This is a genomic window from Bradyrhizobium cedriense, from assembly GCF_054602315.1.
In genome coordinates, this window is the sequence record NZ_JBTSWB010000001.1 from 896,001 (window position 1) to 910,896 (window position 14,896).

Annotated in this window: 16 protein-coding genes; 11 read left to right on the top strand and 5 right to left on the bottom strand. The window is 64.1% G+C overall.

All coding sequences use genetic code 11. The annotated features are described in order from the left end of the window. Positions 1-4 precede the first annotated feature (4 nt). Positions 5-493: a phage holin family protein gene (locus tag ACYCVF_RS04260; protein ID WP_459597281.1), complete on the bottom strand. Its 489-nt coding sequence runs from the start codon at positions 491-493 to the stop codon at positions 5-7. Next, the gene (locus ACYCVF_RS04265) at positions 494-769 is read right to left on the bottom strand and encodes a hypothetical protein (RefSeq protein WP_459597282.1); all 276 of its coding nucleotides are present in this window, start codon (positions 767-769) and stop codon (positions 494-496) included. Positions 770-944: 175 nt separating this feature from the next. On the opposite strand from ACYCVF_RS04265, the gene ACYCVF_RS04270 reads away from it, so the two are divergent. Genes ACYCVF_RS04270 through ACYCVF_RS04280 form a run of 3 tightly spaced genes read left to right on the top strand, consistent with a single transcriptional unit; the run spans position 945 to position 3,956 of the window. After that, a complete protein-coding gene (locus ACYCVF_RS04270) occupies positions 945-2,081 on the top strand; it encodes an MlaE family ABC transporter permease (protein WP_459597283.1) in 1,137 nt (378 codons plus the stop codon). Positions 2,082-2,083: 2 nt separating this feature from the next. Beyond that, positions 2,084-2,851: an ABC transporter ATP-binding protein gene (locus tag ACYCVF_RS04275; protein ID WP_459597284.1), complete on the top strand. Its 768-nt coding sequence runs from the start codon at positions 2,084-2,086 to the stop codon at positions 2,849-2,851. Between the two features lie 4 nt (positions 2,852-2,855). Further along, positions 2,856-3,956 carry an ABC-type transport auxiliary lipoprotein family protein gene (locus ACYCVF_RS04280; RefSeq protein WP_459597285.1) on the top strand — a complete coding sequence of 367 codons (1,101 nt, stop codon included), beginning with the start codon at positions 2,856-2,858 and terminating at the stop codon, positions 3,954-3,956. Between the two features lie 5 nt (positions 3,957-3,961). Here the strand turns inward: ACYCVF_RS04280 and ACYCVF_RS04285 are convergent, their stop codons facing one another. Beyond that, positions 3,962-4,279, bottom strand: coding sequence for a c-type cytochrome (locus ACYCVF_RS04285; protein WP_459597286.1), 318 nt, complete (start codon positions 4,277-4,279; stop codon positions 3,962-3,964). A gap of 154 nt (positions 4,280-4,433) precedes the next feature. On the opposite strand from ACYCVF_RS04285, the gene ACYCVF_RS04290 reads away from it, so the two are divergent. From ACYCVF_RS04290 to ACYCVF_RS04300, 3 genes are all read left to right on the top strand, one after another. Further along, complete coding sequence (locus tag ACYCVF_RS04290; protein WP_459597287.1) at positions 4,434-5,147, top strand: helix-turn-helix domain-containing protein; 714 nt, start codon at positions 4,434-4,436, stop codon at positions 5,145-5,147. A gap of 89 nt (positions 5,148-5,236) precedes the next feature. Next, complete coding sequence (locus ACYCVF_RS04295) at positions 5,237-5,365, top strand: hypothetical protein (RefSeq protein ID WP_459597288.1); 129 nt, start codon at positions 5,237-5,239, stop codon at positions 5,363-5,365. Positions 5,366-5,645: 280 nt separating this feature from the next. After that, positions 5,646-6,371: a Crp/Fnr family transcriptional regulator gene (locus ACYCVF_RS04300; protein WP_459597289.1), complete on the top strand. Its 726-nt coding sequence runs from the start codon at positions 5,646-5,648 to the stop codon at positions 6,369-6,371. 4 nt (positions 6,372-6,375) lie between these two features. Here ACYCVF_RS04300 and ACYCVF_RS04305 read toward each other — a convergent pair whose 3' ends face one another. Beyond that, positions 6,376-7,158, bottom strand: a complete 783-nt coding sequence (locus ACYCVF_RS04305) for a cyclase family protein (protein WP_459597290.1) — start codon at positions 7,156-7,158, stop codon at positions 6,376-6,378. A 303-nt stretch (positions 7,159-7,461) separates the two neighbouring features. On the opposite strand from ACYCVF_RS04305, the gene ACYCVF_RS04310 reads away from it, so the two are divergent. The 5 genes from ACYCVF_RS04310 to ACYCVF_RS04330 all read left to right on the top strand — a co-directional run bounded on the left by ACYCVF_RS04310 (position 7,462) and on the right by ACYCVF_RS04330 (position 13,466). Continuing rightward, positions 7,462-8,433 carry a TRAP transporter substrate-binding protein gene (locus tag ACYCVF_RS04310; RefSeq protein ID WP_459597291.1) on the top strand — a complete coding sequence of 324 codons (972 nt, stop codon included), beginning with the start codon at positions 7,462-7,464 and terminating at the stop codon, positions 8,431-8,433. 65 nt (positions 8,434-8,498) lie between these two features. Continuing rightward, on the top strand, positions 8,499-9,047 hold the full coding sequence (locus ACYCVF_RS04315; protein ID WP_459597292.1) for a TRAP transporter small permease: 549 nt from the start codon (positions 8,499-8,501) through the stop codon (positions 9,045-9,047). Further along, on the top strand, positions 9,038-10,330 hold the full coding sequence (locus ACYCVF_RS04320; RefSeq protein ID WP_459597293.1) for a TRAP transporter large permease: 1,293 nt from the start codon (positions 9,038-9,040) through the stop codon (positions 10,328-10,330). Before ACYCVF_RS04315 ends, ACYCVF_RS04320 begins: the two co-directional genes overlap by 10 nt. 22 nt (positions 10,331-10,352) lie before the next feature. Then, positions 10,353-11,159 carry an SDR family NAD(P)-dependent oxidoreductase gene (locus ACYCVF_RS04325; RefSeq protein ID WP_459597294.1) on the top strand — a complete coding sequence of 269 codons (807 nt, stop codon included), beginning with the start codon at positions 10,353-10,355 and terminating at the stop codon, positions 11,157-11,159. Positions 11,160-11,375: 216 nt separating this feature from the next. Next, on the top strand, positions 11,376-13,466 hold the full coding sequence (locus tag ACYCVF_RS04330; RefSeq protein WP_459597295.1) for a molybdopterin oxidoreductase family protein: 2,091 nt from the start codon (positions 11,376-11,378) through the stop codon (positions 13,464-13,466). Here ACYCVF_RS04330 and ACYCVF_RS04335 read toward each other — a convergent pair. Continuing rightward, positions 13,463-14,872: a caspase family protein gene (locus tag ACYCVF_RS04335; RefSeq protein ID WP_459597296.1), complete on the bottom strand. Its 1,410-nt coding sequence runs from the start codon at positions 14,870-14,872 to the stop codon at positions 13,463-13,465. The genes ACYCVF_RS04330 and ACYCVF_RS04335 overlap by 4 nt on opposite strands. Positions 14,873-14,896 lie beyond the last annotated feature (24 nt).

A 14,896-nucleotide genomic window follows, 5' to 3' on the forward strand; every position in this document is an offset into this window, starting at 1 on the left:
CCCTCTAGGAGCGTGCCTCGGCCGAATTTGCATCGGCGGACGTCTTGGCGTTCGTCCGCAAGTTCTTGATAATGACCGCGATCAGCGGCATCAGCACCGGCACGATCGTGCTGAGCGGATGATGCACCGCGCCCGACACCTGGGCCTGGAGCGCGCGCGCCTCGAGCTGCAGGGCTTCGATCGAGGCACCGTGAATTTCGTTGGCAAGCTCGATGTCACGTCCTGACGGAGCGCGGCCGGCGATCACGAAGAGAACGGCTGCGATGGCGAAATTGACGGCGCCGAGGATGGCGGCTGCGGCAATTGCGCTCCAGATCTGCACCAGCGCGAAATAGGCAGACAGCTCCAGCATCAGCAGCCCGAACGCCGCGATCAGCGCCGCGAAGGCCCTCAGGCCAAGGCCGATCAGCAAATGGCGCAGCCTGATGTCCGCGATGATCCTGTCGGTGCGCCACAGTACGCGCAGCTGTTTGACCACATTCTCGGTATTCACCTAGTGTCTCCTCAACGTGAAGCCGACAACCACGCCCAGCGCGAAGGCGGACGCGAGCGACGTGATCGGACGCTCCGTTATGAGGCCCTGGAGCTGCTCCTGCTCTTGTTCGACGGTCTCGCCGAGCTCGGCGAGTGCGGCCCTGATCTGATCGGCGAGCGCCTCGGCTCGATCTTTCGAGTTCTCGAACATCTCCTCGCCGGCGCTGCTCAGCAAGCGTGTGACGTCGACCTTCAACGCCCGCAATTCTTCGCCCATCCTGTCACTGTCGAACATGAATCTGGTATCCTCGTTGAATCGAAGCAAGCCTAAGTCCCGCCCGCGCGAACGCGCTTGATTTGTGTCAAGAGGCAAAGCGTGTCCGGGTCTTGAGACAGGTCAAACCGGTCGCCACATGCTGGCCTAGAAATGCCGGCTGAATGGGGACCGATTGTCCCGACGAGGTGGAAGCGTGAACCACGAACCGCTGTTGCTCGCGACGCCGTCCGGCGACGAGCTGAAATTGCGCCCTGAAGGGCCCTGGACTGCTGCGAATGTGGTGACGCTCGAGACTTTGTCCCGGTCGGTCGGAGCCGACGTCGATCGCTCGCGCGTCGTAACTCTGGACATGTCCGGCATCAGCGCGCTCGACACGCTCGGCGCCTGGATCCTGGAAAAGCTGTCGCGCAGGGCTTCATCGTCAGGCAGATCGGCCGAATTCGTCGGCGTCGCCGACCATTTCAGCGGGCTGTTGGACGAGGTGCGCCAGGTCAACCGCCGAACGCCGGTCCCGGCGGCTGCACCCAATCCGGTTCTGGCGAGACTGGGCGATCTCGGCAAATCCACGGTCGGGGCGCGGGAAGACATCACGATCTTCCTCCAGATGCTCGGCGCATTGTTCATGGCCGTGGTCGGCGTGCTGCGCCGCCCGCGCTCGTTGCGACTGACGTCGCTGGTCTATCAGCTCTACCGCATCGGGTGGCAGGCGATTCCCATCGTGGCGCTGATCACCTTCCTGATCGGCGCGATCATCGCGCAGCAGGGCTTTTTCCACTTCCGCAGATTCGGCGCGGAGTCGTACACCGTCGACATGGTCGGCATCCTGGTGTTGCGTGAGCTTGGCGTGCTGATCGTCGCCATCATGGTCGCCGGCCGGTCGGGAAGCGCCTATACCGCCGAGCTGGGCTCGATGAAGATGCGCGAGGAGATTGACGCGCTCTCGACCATGGGGCTCGATCCCGTCGACGTCCTGATCCTGCCGCGCATCGCGGCCTTGGTCATTGCGCTGCCGATCCTCGCCTTCATCGGATCGATTGCCGCGCTCTATGGCGGCGGTCTCGTCGCCCAGTTCTATGGCGACATGGGGCCGGCGATCTACATCGCGCGGCTGCGTGAAGCCATCTCCGTCACCCATTTCGAGGTGGGCATCCTGAAGGCGCCGTTCATGGCGCTGGTGATCGGGATCGTGGCCTGCAGCGAGGGATTGCGCGTCAAGGGCAGCGCGGAGTCGCTTGGACGGCAGACCACGACTTCGGTGGTGAAGTCGATTTTCCTGGTGATCGTCCTCGACGGTCTGTTCGCCATCTTCTTTGCTTCGATCGGAATGTGACGATGGACGGACCGCAACACCAGTTCGCGATCCGCGTCCGTGACCTCGTCGTCGGCTTCGGTCGTCAGACCGTGCTCGACCATCTGTCGCTCGACGTTCGCCGGGGCGAGATCCTCGGGCTGGTGGGGGCGTCCGGCGGCGGCAAGTCGGTGCTGATGCGGACCATCATCGGGCTCATCCCGCGCCGGAGCGGGACCATCGAGGTCATGGGGCAACCCACCGGCGGCCATGGTCGAAGCGCAGCCACCGCATGGGGCATCCTGTTCCAGCAGGGCGCGCTGTTCTCCTCGCTGACGGTCCGCCAGAACGTCCAGTTTCCGCTCCGCGAGAATCTCGTCCTGTCGCAGGAGCTGATGGACGAGATCGCGATCGCCAAGCTCGAAATGGTCGGGCTGCGCGCCGAGGATGCCGACAAATATCCGTCGGAGCTGTCCGGAGGCATGACCAAGCGCGTGGCGCTGGCGCGTGCGCTCGCGCTCGATCCGCCAATCCTGTTCCTGGACGAGCCAACCTCGGGCCTCGATCCGATCGCCGCCGGCGAGTTCGACGCGCTGATCAAGACGCTGCAAAAGACCCTGGAGCTGACCGTGTTCATGGTGACCCATGACCTCGCGAGCCTGACCACGGTCTGCGACCGTGTCGCCGCTCTGGCCGACGGCAAGATCGTGGCGATCGGCCCGATGCGCGAACTGCTGCAATCCGAGCATCCCTGGGTGCGCGCCTATTTCCACGGCAAGCGCTCGCAGATGCTGCAACACGAGATGAGATGAGAGAATGGAAACCCGTGCTCCCTACGTGCTGATCGGCAGTTTCGTGCTGGCCGCGATCGTCGCGGTATTCGGCTTCGTCTATTGGCTGAACAACAGCGGCGGCATCGGGCCGCGCACGAACTACCAGGTGCAATTCCAGGGGTCGGTACCAGGCCTCCTGGTCGGTGCCGGCGTGCTGTTCAACGGCATCCGCGTCGGAGAGGTGACTCAGCTCGGGCTCGCGCCGGACAATCCGCGCTTCGTCAACGCGACGATCTCGGTTGCCACGGCCACGCCTGTCCGTGCCGACACCAAGGTCGGCCTCGAATTCCAGGGCCTGACCGGCGTGCCGGTGGTGACACTGGAGGGCGGTGTGATCGTCGCCAAGTCCGGGGAGCCCCCGAATTTGATCGCGGAGGCCGGCGCCGGCCAGAGCATGACGCAGGCGGCGCGCGATGCGCTGCTGCGGGTCGACGCGGTGCTTCGGGACAATTCCGGCCCGCTGAAGGACACCATTGCGAACTTCAAGACCTTCTCCGACGGGCTCGCGCGCAACACCGGCAAGATCGACGGAATTCTGGCGGGCGTCGAGAAGATGACCGGCGGCGCGCCCGCGCAGAAGATCACCTATGATCTGCGCACGCCGCAGAACCTCGGACAGGCCGGCAAGACGCTGTCCGCGCCGCTGGCGATTCCCGAACCGACGGCGGTCGCAATGCTGCAGACCCAACGCATGCTGTTCGCGCCCTCCGGGGACAGGCCGGGCTTCGCCGAGTTCCTCTGGGCCGACAGCATTCCGAAACTGGTGCAGGCGCGCCTGATCGACAGCTTCGAGAACTACGACATCGCTCATGCGCCGCTGCGCACGACGGACCTCGGGCAGGCGGATTACCAGCTCCTGATCGACATCCGGCGCTTTCGGATCGCCACGGAGGGGGAGCCTCGGGCCGAGATCGGACTATCGGCGCGGATTGTCGACAAGAACGGCAAGGTGATCGCCTCGCGCCTCATCGAGGCCAGCGAAAAGCTCGACAAGATCGAACCGGCCGCTTCAGTCGCCGCCTTCGATGCAGCCTTCGCGCGCATCGCGAAGGAACTGATCGGGTGGACCGTGCAGGCGGTGTGAGGCCGCTATTCCAGCGTCTTCAGGTAGGACAGCAGGTCGTGGATCTGCTCCGGAGTGAGCTCGAAGACCGGCATGTCGGCATGACCGGTGGAGATCCCCTCGGCCAGCGCCTCGCCAAGGCTGTCGATCGGATAGCGCCGATGCAGCGTGCGCAGCGGAGGCGCCATCGCGAGCGGGCTCTTCGAGACGCGGTCGATGGCGTGACAGCGTGCGCAATTGGCCTGAGCAAACGCCTTGCCGCGTCGTTCGGCCGTGGGGGCCGCCAGCGCAGGCGTCATCAGAAGCAGCCCAATCAGGCCGTAACGCAGTGCGCTTTGCAGCATGGAAAAGTAGCCCCGTCGAATTGTGTAGGCAGAATATGACTGGGATGCCACTCGAATTTGATCTGAGTCAATCGGCTGTGGCGCGGTGCAGTAAAATGCAGCCGCGCGGTGGACTCGGCCTGGTGTCGGGCGCAGCCGGCGCGGGGAGCGGTGGATGAAGCCTTCCGTGGTCACGATTGAGCCGAACGGGCATTTTTGCGACGATTGCGCCGTACGCGGAGCTGCGGTTTGTTCGTCGCTGGATACGGCCGAGCTCAGGGAATTCGAGCATCTCGGCCGCCGCGTTCATTTTGGCTCGGGCGACACCGTGTTCTCCGAGGAGGACATTACGACCTCGTTCTACAATGTCCTCGAAGGCGTCATGCGGCTGTACAAGCTGCTGCCCGACGGCCGACGGCAGATCGTGGGTTTCGCGCTGCCCGGCGATTTCCTTGGGATGAATCTATCCGGCCGGCACAATTTTTCGGCCGACGCAATCGGCGCCGTGACCGTGTGCCAATTCGCAAAGGTGCCGTTCAGCCGTTTCATCGAGGATCGGCCGCAGCTGCTCAGGCGGATCAATGAGCTGGCTATTCGCGAGTTGAGCCAGGCTCGCGACCATATGGTCCTGCTTGGCCGCCGCTCGGCCGAGGAGAAGGTTGCGACCTTTCTGCTGGGCTGGCGTGAGCGGCTGGTCGCGCTCAAGGGTCTATCCGACACGGTACCGCTGCCGATGAGCCGTCAGGACATCGCCGATTATCTCGGCCTAACCATCGAAACCGTCAGTCGCACCTTCACCAAGCTGGAGCGTCAGGGCGTGATCGAGATCATTCACGGCGGCATCAGCCTGCTCGATCCGGCTCGAGTCGAGGCCATGGCCGCAGCCTGACATCCCATCTACAACGCCCCCGTATTTGATCCCGATCAATGACGCCTGCCGTGTACCGCAAATAATGCTCCAAACAATCAGGGAGGAGCATGATGCCTGTTGACGCGCTGGTGGTGACCATTGTCGTCGTCGCGATCTTCGTCGGATTCGCCGCAGTTCTGGTCTGGGCAGATCGACAAACAGGCGCGGGCCGGCTCGGTCCGGATTCCAAGCGCTGACGCTCCTCGGGTCCTGGCCCGCCTTCAGCGCGCCAGCGGTCGATGCTTGCCTTGCCGGGTGCTGGCCGCTCGGCAGCGCCTCAACGCAATCGCGGCTCGCGGCGCCTGCAACTCTGCATCGACCGAGGTGCGCCGGCGCATCCTTCGGATGCAAAACTCGGGCTTGCCACGGTCTCTTCGTGGCAATTGCCTCAAATCGCGCGCGTGCTTTCCGGTTGAAAAGCCTGATAACGTTGACTACGCAGGACCCAGTGCCTCGTAGCCTTAGGAGCCCCGCGGCGTGCCTCAGGACAAGACCGGCGATCCCCGACAGTCGGCGGGCAACAAACTATCGGTCCTGCGCAAGCACCCGATCTTCTCGGATCTGGAGCCGGAGGCGCTCGATCAGCTCTGCCGCTACGCCAAGCATACCACCGTCAAGCGCGGCGCAACGATCGCCGCCAAGGGCGATCCCGGCAACAGCCTGTTCGCAGTGATCGCGGGGACGGTGAAGATTTCCTCCTCGTCGCCCGACGGCCGGAACGCGATCCTCAATCTGATCGGTCCGGGGGAGATTTTCGGCGAGATCGCGGTGCTCGACGGCGCGCCGAGGTCGGCGGATGCGACCGCCAACACCAATTGCGAGCTCTACGTCATCGATCGCCGGGACTTCCTGCCCTTCGTGAAGAGCCAGCCGGCGCTGGCGATGAAATTCATCGAGCTGCTCTGCGCGCGTCTGCGCTGGACCAGTCAGCAGGTCGAGCAGGTGATCCTCCAGAATCTGCCGGGTCGGCTTGCCAGCGCGCTGCTCGGTCTCACCGAAGAGCGCAAGCTCGACTCCGGCAGCGGCACGCTCGCCATCACCCAGCAGGAGATCAGCGAGATGGTCGGGATGACGCGCGAGAGCATCAACAAGCAATTGCGCGCCTGGTCTGGCCGCAACTGGGTTCGTCTCGAGCACGGCGCCATCGTCGTGCTGGATATGGAAGCGCTGCGCGAACTCGCCGAGAGCGGGCTCGACCAGTGATGCCTCAGGCCTGATCGTCGATGATGGCGACCGCGCGGGTCCATCCGGCGGACGCGCGCTCGATCTTCACCGGAAAGCATGAGACCGTGAAGCCGGTCGAAGGCAATTGATCGAGATTGTGCAGCTTCTCGAGATGGCAATAGCCAATGTGCCGTCCCGCCTTGTGGCCTTCCCAGATCAAGCCGGCATCTTTCGTCTCGGCATATTTCCTTGCGGTATAGACGAACGGCGCGTCCCAGCTCCAGCCGTCGGTGCCGGTCAGGCGCACGCCGCGTTCGAGCAGGTACATGGTGGCTTCATAGCCCATTCCGCAGCCGGAGTTGACGTAGTCGGCCTGGCCGAATTTCGCCCCGGCGCTGGTGTTGACGACCACGATCTCCAGCGGCGACAGCGTGTGCCCGATGCGTTTCAGCTCCGTCTCGACGTCGTCGGCGTTCGCGACGTAGCCGTCGGGCAGATGCCGGAAGTCGAGCTTCACGCCGGGCTGGAAGCACCATTCCAGCGGCACCTGGTCGATAGTCCATGACCGTTCGCCGCGGTTCATGGTCGGATGAAAGTGCCAGGGCGCATCGAGATGCGTCCCGTTATGGGTCGACAGCGAGACCTGCTCGACGGCCCAGCCCTGACCATCAGGCAGATCCTGCGCCTTGAGGTCGTCGAAGAACTGCAGCATGCGCGGCAAGCCCTGTTGATGATCGATATATTGGATCGTCGGGTGATTGCCCGGCGGATCGGCGGTCACGTCATTTGCGAGCGGCACCGAGATATCGATCAGCTTCCGCGGCATGAGCATTCCCTCGAGATGGTCCGGCGTTTCTGGCATCTTGTGGGGCCGCCATTGCCAGCGTCAAGTCACGTGCTGGCGACGTCCAACCGGCCCGCCATACCCTCGTCGTGCGAATTGCGCCAGGAATTGATCGATGCAACCCCTGCATCGATCGATGCCGAATTTGGCTTGGACAGACAATGCCGCCCGCCCTAGGGACGACATTGGCGCTTGACTTCACACCTGAAGTGAAGCGACCCAAGGCGCCCTCAGCCGGCCCGACAACGATATAATCAATTCAATCAATCCAGGAGGAAAGCCCAGATGAACACGCTCACCGGTATCATCGCAGCCGCTGTGCTGGCGGTCTCAGCGCCCCTGGCGACCGCACGCGATTTCCGCTCCGCCGACGTTCACCCCGCCGACTATCCGACCGTCGAGGCCGTCAAGTACATGGGCAAGCAGCTCGCGGCGGCGAGCGGCGGCAAGCTCGGCGTGAAGGTGTTTCCGAACGGCGCCCTGGGCTCGGAGAAGGACACGATCGAGCAGCTCAAGATCGGTGCGCTCGACATGATGCGGATCAACGCATCGCCGCTCAACAACTTCGTGCCCGAGACCATCGCCTTGTGCCTGCCTTTCGTCTTCCGGGATACGCAGCACATGCGCACCGTTCTCGACGGCCCGATCGGCGACGAGATCCTGGCCGCGATGGAGCCTGCGGGACTGGTCGGCCTCGCCTACTATGACAGCGGCGCGCGGTCCATCTACACCGTCAAGGCGCCGGTCAAGTCGCTCGCCGACCTCAAGGGACTGAAGATCCGCGTCCAGCAATCCGACTTGTGGGTCGGCATGATCCAGAGTCTCGGGGCCAATCCGACGCCGATGCCGTACGGCGAGGTCTATACCGCGCTCAAGACCGGCCTCGTCGATGCCGCCGAGAACAACTGGCCCTCCTATGAGTCCTCACGTCATTTCGAGGCCGCCAAGTTCTACAACATCACCGAGCATTCCCTCGCTCCCGAAGCTCTCGTGATGTCGAAGAAGGTCTGGGACACGCTGAGCAAGGATGATCAGGCGATGGTCCGAAAGGCGGCCAAGGAATCGGTGCCGGTCATGCGCAAGCTCTGGGATGAGCGCGAGCAGGCTTCCCGCAAGACCGTCGAGGCGGCCGGCGTTCAGGTCGTCACCGTCGCCAACAAGGCGGAATTCGTCGATGCGATGAAGCCGGTGTACCAGAAGTTCGCCGGGGACGAGAAGCTCCAGAGCCTCGTCAAGCGCATACAGGACACGAAGTAACACAGCGGCGTCGGGTCCGGAGTCGCCGGCTTGCGGCACCGGCCCCCTCGCGAGGGAGCCGCGGGATGACTGACCCACACGTCGCAGAGCACGAGCAGGAGGCGTCGGCACGCCCGTCCACCGGCTTGCTGTCGCGGATCAATGCCCCTGTGGCGCGCGTCGGCATGTACCTGTCCGTGACTGGACTGCTCGTCATCGTGATCATCGTGTTCTACCAGGTGTTCGGACGTTACGTGCTCAATTCCAGCCCGACCTGGACCGAGAACCTCGCGCTGGTCCTGATCCTCTATGTCACGCTGATCGGCGCCGCCGTGGGCGTGCGTGATGCCGGGCACATCGGCATGGACAGTCTGCTGGTGATGCTTCCGGATCACATGCGGGAGAAGACCGAGCTCGTGATCCACGTTCTGGTCGCGGTGTTCGGCATTGCGATGGCCTACAACGGCTGGATCCTCGGTGCGTCGGTTGGAACCGTGAAGATCCCAAATCTCGGCCTGCCCGAGGTCATCCGCTACGTGCCGCTGATCGCCTCCGGCGTCCTGATCGTCTCCTTTTCAATCGAGCACATCATTGCTCTGCTGCGCGGCGAAGAGGTCGTCCCGTCATGGAACTGATCATTCTCGGCGCGACTTTCTTCGGCTTCCTCATTCTCGGCGTGCCCGTCGCCTTCGCAATCGGCCTCGCGGCGATCTGCACGATCCTCTATGAAGGCCTGCCGGTCGCGGTCATCTTCCAGCAGATGATGTCGGGGATGAACATCTTTTCCTTTCTCGCCATCCCGTTCTTCGTCTTCAGCGGTGAACTGATGCTGCATGGCGGCGTGGCCGACAAGATCGTGCAACTCGCCAAAAATCTGGTCGGGCACATCCGCGGCGGGCTCGGCATGTCGAACGTCGTCGCCTGCACGCTGTTCGGCGGCGTCTCCGGCTCGCCCGTGGCCGACGTGTCGGCGATGGGGGCCGTGATGATCCCGATGATGAAGAAGGAAGGTTTCGACACCGACTACGCCGTCAACGTCACCACCCATGCCTCGCTGGTCGGAGCCTTGATGCCGACCAGCCACAACATGATCATCTATGCCCTTGCCGCCGGCGGCAAGGTCTCGATCGGCGCGCTGATTGCCGCCGGCCTCCTGCCGGCGCTCGTATTGATGGTCTGCATGCTGGTTGCCGCCTATGCGGTCGCGGTGAAACGCGGCTATCCGGCCGGCAAGTTTCCGGGGTGGACCGAGGTCTTCCGCTCGCTCGCGGCCGCGCTGCCCGGTCTCCTGATCGTCGGCATCATCCTGGCGGGTATCCTGTCCGGCGTCTTCACCGCGACCGAATCGGCGGCCATCGCGGTCACCTACACGATTCTGCTGACATTCCTCGTCTATCGCACCATGACCTTGCAGAACTTCCTGCGCGCCGCCGCAAAGGCGGTGAAGACGACGGGCGTGGTGCTGCTGCTGATCGGCGTCTCCACCATGTTCCAGTATCTGATGGGACTCTACGAGGTGGCCGACCTCGCCGGCACGATGATGAGCAGGATCTCCACGCAACCCTGGGTCATCTTCCTACTGATCAACGTCATTCTGTTCGTGCTCGGCACGTTCATGGACATGGCCGCGACCATCCTGATCTGCACCCCGATCTTCCTGCCGATCGCGATGAAGGCGGGCATGGACCCGGTGCAGTTCGGCATGCTGATGCTGATCAATTGCGCCCTGGGGCTCAACACGCCGCCGGTCGGAACGACGCAATTCGTGGGCTGCGCCATCGGCGGCATCTCGGTGGGCGCGGTGATGCGCACCATCCTGCCGTTCTATGCCGCGCTGATCGCAGCATTGATGTTCGTGACCTACGTCCCTGCATTCTCGCTGTGGCTGCCTCGCCTGCTGATGGGATACAAGGGTTAGCAGCACCAGGGAGACACTATCAGTGACGGACTATCGCAAGCTCTTCGATCTCACCGGCAAGACCGCAGTCGTGCTCGGCGCCGCATCCGGCATCGGAAAGTCGTCGGCCGAGGCTCTGGCCGGGCTCGGCGCCCGTGTCGTCTGCGCCGATCGCGCGCTTGACGCCGCGGAAGCGACCGCCGCCGGCATTCGAGGCAAGGGCGGCTGGGCGGAGTCAGCGGCTTGCGATGCCGCAAGCGCCGCGGACGTCAACACGCTAGCCAACACCGTGATGCAGAAATTCCCCCGGCTCGACATCGCCGTGACGACGCCCGGGCTCAACATCCGCAAGACCATCCTCGACTACACCGAGGAGGATCTCGACCGCGTCCTGAATCTCAACGTCAAGGGCACGGTCTGGTTCTTCCAGGCCTTTGGCCGCATCATGGTCGCGCAGAAGGGCGGCAGCATCATCGCCTGCTCCTCCGTGCGCGCGGTCACCATCGAGCCCGGCCTTGGCGTCTATGGCTCGACCAAGGCGGCCATCGGCCTGCTGGTGAAGGGCTTCGCCTCCGAGGTCGGCCATGCCGGCGTGCGCATCAACGCGATCGCGCCGAGCATCGCCGAGACCGCGCTGACCGGCCCGTTCAAGCAGCGCCCCGACATCTACAATCTCTATGCCGGCCATACCGTGTTCAACCGTTGGAGCAGTGCCGACGAGGTTGCGACCGCGGTGGCCTATCTCGCCTCGGACGCCGCGAGCTATGTCAGCGGCAGCACGCTGTTCGTCGATGGCGGCTGGACAGCGGTGGACGGCCCCCCGACCGGGCTCACCCAGCTGCACAAATAAGGCCTTGGCACCGCGCCGATAGAGCCCGCGCGCCGGCGCAGCTCGCCCCGTCCGCGCCGGTCAACCACGCGATCAAGTCAGCGCCCTTTCGGTGTGGTGGGACCGCTTTTCGCAGGTGCGGCAACGGGTTCCAGCGGGCACGGCTTGTGCAAATTGCATGGGCCGTGCCGGATAAATGCGCTCGGCCGGCTGGTATTTTGGTGTTACCAGTTTGACATGAACCAGCACGCCAAGATCGAGATCCGCCATTCGACCTGTCCGCATGACTGCCCCTCGGCCTGCGCCCTCGATGTCGAGGTGATCGAAGGCCGCAGCATCGGCCGCGTCCGCGGTTCGAAGCAGCAGACCTACACGGCCGGCGTCGTCTGCGCCAAGGTCGCCCGCTATGCCGAGCGCATCCATCACCCCGAACGGCTGATTTATCCGATGCGCCGCACCGGGCCGAAAGGCTCGGGGCAGTTTGCGCGGATCTCCTGGGACGAGGCGCTGGACGAGATCGCGCACCGCTTCAACGCGGCCGAGCGGGAGTTCGGTGCGGAATCGATCTGGCCCTATTACTACGCCGGCACGATGGGCCTCGTGATGCGCGACGGGCTCAACCGTCTCACCCATGTGAAGAAATATTCGCGCTTTTATCAGACCATCTGCGCCAATGTCGCGCGCATCGGCTTTGCGATCGGCACCGGCAAGATTGCCGGCGTCGATCCGCGCGAGATGGCGCTTTCCGATCTCGTCGTGATCTGGGGCACTAATCCCGTCAACACCCAGGTCAACGTGATGACGCACGCCGCGCGTGCCCGCAAGGAGCGGGGCGCGAAGATCGCCGCGGTCGACATCTACGACAACGAGACCATGAAGCAGGCCGACATCAAGATCATCCTGCGGCCCGGCACTGACGGTGCATTTGCCTGCGGCGTGATGCACGTCCTGTTCCGCGACGGCTATGCCGATCGCGCCTATATGGACAGGTACACGGACTGTCCCGCCGAGCTCGAGGCGCATCTGAAGTCGCGCACGCCGGAATGGGCCTCCGCCATCTGCGGCGTGCCCGTAGCGGAGATCGAGGCCTTCGCCAAGGCCGTGGGCGAGACCAAGCGGACGTTCCTGCGCCTCGGCTACGGCTTCACCCGCTCGCGCAACGGCGCGACGCAAATGCATGCGGCGCTCTGCATCCCAGCGGTGACGGGCGCCTGGCAATATGAAGGCGGCGGTGCGTTCTTCAACAATTATGCGCTGTGGCACTTCAACGAATCCATCATCGAGGCTCACGACGCGGTCGACAAGGCGACGCGCGCGCTCGACCAATCGCAGATTGGACGCATCCTCACCGGCGATGCCGAGGCCCTGCAGGGCAAGGGCCCGGTCAAGGCGATGCTGATCCAGAACACCAATCCGATGACGGTGGCGCCTGAGCAGGCGCTGGTCCGGCAAGGCTTCGCGCGTGAGGATCTGTTCGTCGCTGTGCACGAGCAGTTCATGACCGAGACCGCCGAGATGGCGGACATCGTGCTGCCCGCGACCATGTTCATGGAGCACGACGATCTCTACTACGGCGGTGGCCATCAGCACATCTCGGTCGGGCCGAAGTTGATCGACCCTCCCGGCGAATGCCGCTCCAACCACGAAGTGTTGCAGGCGCTGGCCCCGCGGCTTGGCGCGAAGCATCCAGGTTTCGAGATGACGCCCCGCGAATTGATCGACGCGACGCTGAAGCTGAGCAATCACGGCGACATCGCCGGCCTCGAAGCCGATATCTGGCGCGACCTCCAGCCGGATTTCCGCACTTCGCATTATCTCGACGGCTTTGCCCATGCCGACGGGAAATTCCATTTCAAGGCTGACTGGGAGCATCCGCCGTTCGGCGTGACGATGGGCGATTTCGACAAGATGCCTGCGTTACCGGACCATTGGGCGGTGATCGAGCACACCGATCAGGCGCACCCGTTCCGGCTCGCGACCAGCCCCTCGCGCAGCTTCCTCAACACCACGTTCAACGAGACGCCGTCCTCCCAGGCGCGCGAGGGCAGGGCCAGCGTGATGATCCACCCTCTGGATGCGGCCGCTCTCGGCATTGCCGATGGCGATGCGGTGACGCTCGGCAATGGAAGAGGCGAGACCACGCTGAGCGCGACCCTGTTCGAGGGCGTGCGACGCGGCGTGCTGATCGCCGAATCCGTTCACCCGAACAAGAATCATGTTGGCGGCCGCGGCATCAACATGCTGACGGGCGCGGACACTGTCGCGCCGATCGGCGGGGCCGCATTCCACGACAACAAGGTCTGGATCAAAAAGGCGGCCTTAGCCTAGGGCACGCATTCCGTAACGCCGTAACCCGCGAACTCCTTCGCGATGTTCGGATTCATCGACTTCGCCTGCGCGATGTCGGCGGCGCCGTCGCCGCCGCTCTTGCGGGTGGCCATGCCGCGGCCAAACAGCGAGGATGAGGACCGCGGGTTGCGCTGGATCGCATCGGTGTAGTCCTTGATCGCCTCGGCGGTTCGTCCGAGCTTCAGGTTGACGAGCCCGCGGCTGTCGAGCGCATCGCTCAATCCGGGGTCGATCTGGAGCGCCAGACTGCAGTCGGCGAGCGCGCCTTGCAGGTCGCCGGTCGCAGCCCGCGTCCAGCAGCGATTGTTCAGCGCTTCCGCATCCCTGGGAGCGCGGCGGATCACCGCGTCGAAATCCTGCATGGCGAGTGCGTAAGCGCGCTTGATCGCGTAAACTTGGCCGCGCTTGTAGCGAGAGGCGACATCGTTGGCATTGGCCGCGGTCTTGCGGCTGAGATCGACGATGACAGGATCTCTTGCAAGATCGTTCGCATTCGGGGCGGGTTCTGCCTGCGGCACCTCGCAGACCGGCTTCTGCGGCTCCGGCTTCTGAGACTCCTGTTTCTGAGATTCGGACTTCGTCGGCGTCGGGTCGGCGGCCTTGTCGCCCGGTGGTCGCGTCACGAGGCCTGCGAACGAGAATTCTGTCGTCAGCGAAGACGACAGCCACGGCACCTGCTCGCGATTGGTGGCGGCGACCACGCCATTCTTTGTGTTGGTCAGGGCCTGCTCGGCGGTGATGTTCGGCGCGCGCATCTCGCGCAGCAGCTCGGCGACGAACAGGCTGCGGTCGGTTTTCCCGCCGGCAGTGACCGCGCCGAGTGCGGCGGAGTAGAGCACGAGCGAATTGCTCGGGGCGATCGCCGGCGCAAGGCCCGCCGAATTGCGACGGAAACGCCGTTCGAACGGGTTGCGGCGAGAGGCGTCGATCAGCGCGATCTTGATCGTGGCGCCGCGCGTGTTCATCTCGGCGAGTATCGTGTCGAGGCTGAAGCCGTCGCGCGAGACGTCCGGCTCGGTCCAGATCTGCGCGTCCACCGGCAGCAAATAGGTCTGACGGTTGGATTGGATGGCAAATCCGCCGAAGAAGATCAGGGCCACCGTGCCGCGCTCGATGCGGGCATAGAAGCGATCGAGCACCTGCCGCATGGCATCGCCCGTGAGGTTGCTCTGCCTGTCGACGGCGAAGCCGTCACGTTTCAGTTCCTCGGCGACGTCCTGCGCATCGTTGGCGACTTCGCTGAGCAGGGCTTGGTTGTCGGGATATCGCGCATTGCCGATCACGAGCGCGATCTTCGCGCCGTCGGCCGCATGGCCTGCGCCTCCGCTCAGCACGACCAGGCCTGCCAGCAACAATATGAGTGCGGCGCGCATGAAATGGCTCATTGGTGATCAAAATCTCCTGTCAGG

Excerpts from the sequence above, each read along its gene's own strand:
- ACYCVF_RS04315 (WP_459597292.1), top strand. The coding sequence starts at position 8,499 with ATGACTGACCCACACGTCGCAGAGCACGAGCAGGAGGCGTCGGCACGC.
- ACYCVF_RS04310 (WP_459597291.1), top strand. The coding sequence starts at position 7,462 with ATGAACACGCTCACCGGTATCATCGCAGCCGCTGTGCTGGCGGTCTCA.
- ACYCVF_RS04335 (WP_459597296.1), bottom strand. The coding sequence starts at position 14,872 with ATGAGCCATTTCATGCGCGCCGCACTCATATTGTTGCTGGCAGGCCTG.
- ACYCVF_RS04280 (WP_459597285.1), top strand. The coding sequence starts at position 2,856 with ATGGAAACCCGTGCTCCCTACGTGCTGATCGGCAGTTTCGTGCTGGCC.
- ACYCVF_RS04265 (WP_459597282.1), bottom strand. The coding sequence starts at position 769 with ATGTTCGACAGTGACAGGATGGGCGAAGAATTGCGGGCGTTGAAGGTC.
- ACYCVF_RS04295 (WP_459597288.1), top strand. The coding sequence starts at position 5,237 with ATGATGCCTGTTGACGCGCTGGTGGTGACCATTGTCGTCGTCGCGATC.
- ACYCVF_RS04285 (WP_459597286.1), bottom strand. The coding sequence starts at position 4,279 with ATGCTGCAAAGCGCACTGCGTTACGGCCTGATTGGGCTGCTTCTGATG.
- ACYCVF_RS04330 (WP_459597295.1), top strand. The coding sequence starts at position 11,376 with ATGAACCAGCACGCCAAGATCGAGATCCGCCATTCGACCTGTCCGCAT.
- ACYCVF_RS04275 (WP_459597284.1), top strand. The coding sequence starts at position 2,084 with ATGGACGGACCGCAACACCAGTTCGCGATCCGCGTCCGTGACCTCGTC.
- ACYCVF_RS04320 (WP_459597293.1), top strand. The coding sequence starts at position 9,038 with ATGGAACTGATCATTCTCGGCGCGACTTTCTTCGGCTTCCTCATTCTC.
- ACYCVF_RS04305 (WP_459597290.1), bottom strand. The coding sequence starts at position 7,158 with ATGCCGCGGAAGCTGATCGATATCTCGGTGCCGCTCGCAAATGACGTG.
- ACYCVF_RS04290 (WP_459597287.1), top strand. The coding sequence starts at position 4,434 with ATGAAGCCTTCCGTGGTCACGATTGAGCCGAACGGGCATTTTTGCGAC.